We start from the raw sequence: 6,597 nt of genomic DNA on the forward strand, positions 1-6,597 counted from the left end.
CGCGACCGGTCAGCTGAGGGTCAGTGACCCCAGGTCGAGATCTGGTCGAGCGCGGCCACCTCGTCGGCGGTCAGTTCGACCTCGCCGACCGCGAGCAGCCCCGCGACCTGATCGACGCGTGAGGCCGAGGCGTTCGGGGCCACCACCTGCGGCTTCGTGAGCAGCCAGGCGAGGGCGATGGTGGCGATCGACGTCTGGTGCGCGTGGGCGATCTCGTCGAGCTGGTCGATGACCGCCAGGCCGGCCGGCACAGCGTACTTCGATGCAGCACCTGCCCGCGGCGAATCGCCCTGCTCGACGGGCTCGCGGTACTTGCCGGTGAGGAATCCCGAGGCGAGCGACCAGTAGGGCAGCACCGCGAGGTTCTCGCGCGCGGCGAGCGGCGCAAGATGCTCTTCGTAGTCGTTGCGATGAACGAGGTTGTAGTGCGGCTGGATGGCCACCGGCTCTGCCCAGCCGTTGTCACGCGAGACCTTCAGCCAGGCCTCAGTCGACTCGGCCGAGAAGTTCGAGACGCCGATCGCGCGGATCTTGCCGGCTCTCACCAGGTCGTCGAAGGCCTGCGCCGTCTGCTCGATGGGCACGTTCGGGTCTTCTTCGTGCGCGTAGTAGAGGTCGATGTAGTCGGTGCCGAGTCGCTGCAGCGACTCGTCTGCTGCGGCTGCGACATTGGCCGGTGAGAGCCCTGGACGCTTGGAGTACTTCGCCACCTTCGTGGCGATCACCACAGAGGAGCGATCCCTCCCGCGCAGCCATGACCCGATGATCGTCTCGGATTCGCCGCCGACGTGCTCATCGTCAGCCCACTCCGAGTAGGAGTCTGCCGTGTCGATCAGGTTGCCGCCGCCCTCGGTGAACCGGTCGAGCAGTTCGTGCGAGCGCTGTTCGTCGGCTGTCCACCCGAAGACGTTGCCCCCGAATGCGAGAGGGAAGATCTCGATGCCGCTCTTGCCGATCACTCTGGTCGCTGACGTGGTCATGGTCTGGTTTCCTTTCGGTCATGCGCTGTTCCGGGGCAGGCTCGCTCGGATGTCTGCACACCATATCGGCTGCGGCCGTCGTTCGCACGCTGCTGCGACGTGTCACGCCACATCTGTTCTGCGCAGCAGCCGATACACGGTCGCGGCCAGAGCAGGAGCCACGAACGAAGCCGCCAGCACGCCCAGCGTTGCATGCTCGGTATGCAGCCGAGCATCCGCATCACCGCCTGAGAACGCGAGCTGCGCCACCAGCAGCGACATCGTGAACCCGACGCCGGCGAGCAGGGCGACCACCCAGAGGTCCGGCCAGCTGACCGACGCCGGGGTGCGCTGTACCGCGACGGTGCCGGCACGTCGAGCTCGGGCGAGGCCCCACGCGCGACCGGTGCGCTGCACGAGCCACGTCGCCAGGATGATGCCGACCGGCTTGCCCACGACCAGCCCCAGGAGCACTCCGCAGAAGACCGGGTCGGCGCCGGGCGACAGCGCACCGCCCACGCCCGCGCGCCCGCCCTGCAGCGGCACCCCGGCGCTCACCAGGGCGAAGGCGGGCACGACGACCCACATTGCGAGCCGCTCCAGCATCCGACGCAGGCGGGGCCGCACCCACGGCCCGACCAGCAGGCCGAGCGCCACCGCCACGATCGTCGGATGCAGCCCCGGCGTATAGAACACTGCGAGCACGATCATCGCGAACAGGTCGTCGGCCACCGCGAGTGCGAGCAGAAACGCACGGGCCGGAGCGGGCACACCGGGTGCCACGAGCGCGAGCAGCGAGACCGCGAAGGCGATGTCGGTCGCCGTGGGAATGGCCCAGCCGTGCGCTGCGGGCCCGCCGGCGGTGAAGGCGACGAAGATCAGGGCGGGCACGATCATGCCGCCGAGTGCCGCCGCGATCGGCGTCAGCGCCCGCCGCGGAGTCGACAGGCTGCCCCGCGAGAACTCGTCACGCAGCTCGACACCGGTCACGAAGAAGAACGCGGTGAGCAGCCATTCGGCGACCCACTCGTGCACGGTGAGCGGGCCGAGCCGCGCTTCGATCACGTCGTGCCACGCGCCGCTCGCAGCGGAGTTGGCCAGGACGAGCGCAACCGCCGTCGCGGCGATCAGCAGGATGCCTGGCAGCATCTCGGTCAGGCGCACCCTGCGAGTGCGATGGGCTCGTTGAGCGGATGCTGCGGTCACGTCGCGGTCATCGGGTGCGGCGGGCGGGATGGGTGCGGGCATGGGTCTCCTCGTGTCTGTCGACCAGGCTTCCCGACGCACCACTCGGGCCACCGGCCACGAGATCGACCCAGTCTAGCGTGCGGCCACGGTAGAATTGCGCTCATGACTTCCAGCGCATCAGCCAATATCGGGGTCGTCGGCCTCGCCGTCATGGGCAGCAACCTGGCCCGCAACCTGGCCCGCCACGGCAATACCGTCGCTCTCTACAACCGCACTCCGCAGCGCACCCGCGATCTGATGCGCGACCATGCCGACGAGGGCGACTTCGTGCCCACCGAGACGGTGACCGAGTTCGCTCAGGCGCTGCAGCATCCGCGCACCGCGATCATCATGGTCAAGGCGGGCCAGCCGACCGACGAAGTGATCCGCCAGCTCAGCGAGGTGTTCGAGCCGGGCGACATCATCGTCGACGGCGGCAATGCACAGTTCGCCGACACCATTCGCCGTGAGCGCGAGGCGCGTGCACGTGGGCTGCACTTCGTCGGCGCAGGCATCTCGGGGGGCGAGGAGGGCGCGCTCAACGGCCCCTCGATCATGCCCGGCGGCAGCGACGAGTCGTACAAGACCCTCGGGCCGATCCTGGCGTCGATCGCCGCACAGGTCGACGGCGAGCCCTGCGTCACGCACGTGGGCACCGACGGCGCGGGCCACTTCGTGAAGATGGTGCACAACGGCATCGAGTACGCAGACATGCAGCTGATCGGCGAGAGCTACGACCTGCTGCGCCGCGGCGCCGGCCTCGAGCCGGCTGAGATCGCCGACGTCTTCGCAGAGTGGAACAAGACCGACCTCAACTCGTACCTCGTCGAGATCACCGCAGAGGTGCTGCGCCAGGTAGACGCTGAGACCGGCAGCCCGCTCGTCGACGTGATCGTCGATGAGGCCGGCATGAAGGGTACCGGCACGTGGACGGTGCAGACCGCCCTCGACCTTGCCGTGCCGGTCACGGGCATCGCCGAGGCGGTCTTCGCCCGCGGGCTGAGCGGCCGCCCCGTTCAACGCCAGGCGGCGCAGCAGCGCTTCACCGCATCCGCCGGATACCCCGACGGCCAGCTCGGCGTGACCGACCGCGACGCCTTCGTCGAGGCGGTGCGCCTCGCACTGCTCGCCTCGAAGATCGTGGCCTATGCCCAGGGCTTCGACGAGATCCAAGCCGGAGCGGCGAAGCACGGCTGGAACATCGACCTCGCGGCGATCGCCCGCATCTGGCGTGGCGGCTGCATCATACGCGCCGGGTTCCTGAACCTGATCGCGGCCGCGTACGAGGGCGATCCGACGGATGCTCCGGCATCGCTGATCACCGCGCCTCACTTCGCCGAGGTGCTCGATGCGACGCAGGGCGCGTGGCGACAGATCGTCGCTCACGCGGCGCTCGGCGGCATCCCAGTGCCCGGGTTCGCCAGCTCGCTCGCCTACTTCGACGGGTTGCGCTCGCCTCGCCTGCCCGCCGCTCTCGTGCAGGGCCAGCGGGACTTCTTCGGCGCGCACACATATCGTCGCGTCGATCGGGCGGGGGCGTTCCACACGCTGTGGTCTGGCGACCGCAGCGAAGTCGAGGCGTAGTCCCCGCTCACCGCGGTGCCGAGCGAGAACGGCATCTGCATGACACCGCCGCAGGTATCGGCACAGGAGTGACGCAGACTGGCGATCGAGCGCCGACGTGTCATTCCTGTGCTGCAGACAGCAGCCCGGCGGCCACGCCCGCCTCACGCATCTTCGCAGCGATGCTGTCGATCGTCTCATGGGCGTTGAGGCCGCTCGGGTTCGGCAGCACCCACAGCTCGGCGCCGGCCAGCCGATCAGTCTGCAGCCCCATGCGCGCTTTCGGGCGACGATAGGCCGTGCGATACGACATCACGCCGAGCACGGCGACCACCCTCGGCCGCACACGCGCCACCACCTCGTCGAGACGCGCGGCACCGGCTCGCAGCTCATGGGCAGAGAGCTCGTCAGCGCGAATCGTCGCGCGGTTGACGAAGTTCGTCGAGCCGAGCCCTGCCGCGACGAAGTCAGCCCGATCGGCAGCGCTCAGCCCGTGGCTGGCATCGAAGTGCCGCTGCACCAGGCCTGACCGTTCGAGCGCCGGCCAGAACCGGTTGCCCGGGTATGCATACGGAGCGTTCACCGCGGCCGTCCACAGCCCCGGGTTCACCCCGACGAAGAGCAGCTTGGTGTTCGCGCCGATGATGTCGTCAACGGTGCCGTTCTCATGCGCGAGCAGCTCGGCTCTGGTGAATCGCTTCATAGACGTCGTCACCTCTCGTGTGCACCGGCATGCGGCGCCGACTGCGTGCCCGCCGAAACACGTCCCGAGACTCGGCCCGTGCGGTTCGCCGCATCACGCTGCAGATCGCGGTCGATCCATGCCAAGACCACCGCGGCGAGCCGGTCAAGCTCCTCAGCAGTGAGCTCGCGCCCCTTCGGAATCCCGTACCACTTCTCGACACAGCCCCGACAGCAGGTGGCCGTGGCATGCTGCGCGGGAAAGACCGGATGCCCGTGATACGGCGTCTGCCGCCCGTCGTGCAACGGGTGCGCCGCGCCGATCCGTTTGGCCAACAGGTCACGGGCGTGGGATGCGATGGTCGCCCTGCCCCGTTGCCTCGCGTAGTCGGCGTCGGCCTTCGTCAGACAGAACTTCGCGCGAAAAGCGGACCGCGCGAGTCTCGTCAGCACTCCGGCCGGGTCGTTCATGGTGTGAAGACTACTCGAGAATCTCACCCAGGTCGTGGACCTCGACCTCGTCGTCTGCGAGCGGCTTCGGCTCGCCGCTCGTGCCGTGCTTGTGCTCGTTCCAGACGCGGGCCGCGATCTTCGCACGCCGCTCCCAGGCATCCGCCTCGGGATCCTCGAGTGCGCGCAGCACGTCTGCGTACGCGTCGAAGAGACGGGCGCTGTATGAGAAGGCGGTGTCGGGATCCAGCTCGGGGATCTCAAGCGCCTTGCGCGCCTCGCCGAGCTTGCCCTGATCACGCCAGGCACCGCTGACCACGATCGCCAGCTCGACGCGCACCTCGGTCGGCACCTCGGTGAGATCGGTCTCTTCGGCCAGGGCGATGGCGTCTGCCGGGCGTTCCAGGCCGCGCTCGGCGTCGGCCAGCAGCGCGATGTTCAGCTGACTGCCGGTGATGCGACGATGCGTGCGCAGTTCGCGCAGCGCGGTCTGCCAGTCACCCGAACGGTATGCCGCAATGCCGGCGACTTCGCGAACGATCGCGATGCGCCCAGCTCGCTTCACAGCTGCGGCCGCGTACGTGTATGCCTCGGCCGGGTTGTCGTCGATCAGCGCGAGAGCGACCGCGAGCTGCTGCGCGACCACATCGGCATTCTCCCGTGCGAGGGTCTTGAGCTCGACGCGCATGCCGAAAGGCAGGTCGTCGGGGCGCACATTCGATGGAAGCTCCGGCTCATTGCGCCTCGGTGCGCGCTCGTCGAACCGGCGCTCGTCATGGGCGCGGTAGCCGCCACGTCGATCATCACGGCCTCGGAAGTCGGATCGACGGTCGTCACGACGGTCATCACGCCCGCGGTACCCGCCCTTGCGATCATCGCGGTAGCCACCGCGCCGATCGTCGCGACCCTGGAAGTTCGAACGACGATCGTCACGCCGATCGCTGTCGCCACGGTAACCACCACGCCGATCATCACGCCCGCGATAGCCGTCCTGACGATGATCATCATGACGGTCGTCACGACGGTCGTTCCCGCCGCGGTACCCACCACGGTCGGTGCGGTCGGTGCGTCGATCATCACGCCCGCGGTACCCGCCCTTGCGATCATCACGGTAGCCACCGCGTCGATCATCACGTCCCTGAAAGTTCGACCGACGATCGTCACGCCGATCGTCACCTCCGCGATAGCCGCGCCGGTCGTCCCGGCGATCGTCCCGGCGATCGCCTCCGTTCCGGTACCCATTACGCTGATCGTCACGGTTGTCACGGTCGCTCCGCCGGTCGTCGTGCCCGCGATAGCCTCCGCGAGACGAGCCCGCACCGTCGCCGTCTCGGCGAGGCCGATCTGACCAGCGGCCGCCGCCGCGGTACTCGTGACGTTCTTGGCCGCCACTGCGGCCGCCGTCACGGTACTGACGCTTCGGGCCGCCACTGCTGCGGTGGTTGTTCCCCGACCCGCCCCGGTGATCATTTCGGCTGTTGCGACCCTGACTGCTGTCGCGGCGGCTGTCGTCGCCGCGATTGTTGTATTCACTCATGGTGTGTCTCCTGTCCGTTATAGACAGGGTCTTCATCATGCTGAAGCATTCCTGCCAGTCCTGGTCGTGGTGGTTGTGTGGTTGGCGTGGTGTGTGGTTAACGACGGAAGGCCACCCCGTTTCGGGGTGGCCTTCCGTGAATGATGTTCCGGCGGTGTCCTACTCTCCCACACGGTCCCC

The 6,597-nt window shown here is 68.3% G+C and carries 7 protein-coding genes; 2 read left to right on the forward strand and 5 right to left on the reverse strand.

Annotation, left to right across the window (positions count from 1 at the left end; all coding sequences use genetic code 11):
- Positions 1–20: 20 nt before the first annotated feature.
- Both LRX77_RS09510 and LRX77_RS09515 read right to left on the reverse strand, forming a co-directional pair.
- A complete protein-coding gene (locus LRX77_RS09510; RefSeq protein WP_231832659.1) occupies positions 21–980 on the reverse strand; it encodes an aldo/keto reductase in 960 nt (319 codons plus the stop codon).
- A 102-nt stretch (positions 981–1,082) separates the two neighbouring features.
- Positions 1,083–2,207, reverse strand: a complete 1,125-nt coding sequence (locus LRX77_RS09515) for a Na+/H+ antiporter NhaA (RefSeq protein WP_231832660.1) — start codon at positions 2,205–2,207, stop codon at positions 1,083–1,085.
- Positions 2,208–2,309: 102 nt separating this feature from the next.
- Here LRX77_RS09515 and gndA point away from each other — a divergent pair, with 102 nt between their 5' ends.
- Positions 2,310–3,770: an NADP-dependent phosphogluconate dehydrogenase gene (gndA, locus tag LRX77_RS09520; RefSeq protein WP_231832661.1), complete on the forward strand. Its 1,461-nt coding sequence runs from the start codon at positions 2,310–2,312 to the stop codon at positions 3,768–3,770.
- A gap of 100 nt (positions 3,771–3,870) precedes the next feature.
- On the opposite strand, the gene LRX77_RS09525 is transcribed toward gndA, so the two are convergent.
- From LRX77_RS09525 to LRX77_RS09535, 3 genes are read right to left on the reverse strand one after another with little or no spacing between them, the layout of a single operon-like run.
- A complete protein-coding gene (locus tag LRX77_RS09525; protein ID WP_231832662.1) occupies positions 3,871–4,452 on the reverse strand; it encodes a mismatch-specific DNA-glycosylase in 582 nt (193 codons plus the stop codon).
- 8 nt (positions 4,453–4,460) lie between these two features.
- The gene (locus LRX77_RS09530; protein WP_231832663.1) at positions 4,461–4,901 is read right to left on the reverse strand and encodes a DUF4186 domain-containing protein; all 441 of its coding nucleotides are present in this window, start codon (positions 4,899–4,901) and stop codon (positions 4,461–4,463) included.
- 10 nt (positions 4,902–4,911) lie between these two features.
- Positions 4,912–5,595 (reverse strand): hypothetical protein, encoded by a 684-nt coding sequence (locus tag LRX77_RS09535; RefSeq protein ID WP_231832664.1) that lies wholly within the window; start codon positions 5,593–5,595, stop codon positions 4,912–4,914.
- A gap of 60 nt (positions 5,596–5,655) precedes the next feature.
- Between LRX77_RS09535 and LRX77_RS09540 the strand changes: the two genes are divergently transcribed.
- Positions 5,656–6,228: a hypothetical protein gene (locus tag LRX77_RS09540; protein WP_231832665.1), complete on the forward strand. Its 573-nt coding sequence runs from the start codon at positions 5,656–5,658 to the stop codon at positions 6,226–6,228.
- Positions 6,229–6,597 lie beyond the last annotated feature (369 nt).

Source organism: Pseudoclavibacter sp. 13-3 (assembly GCF_021168475.1).
Lineage (GTDB): Bacteria > Actinomycetota > Actinomycetes > Actinomycetales > Microbacteriaceae > Pseudoclavibacter_A.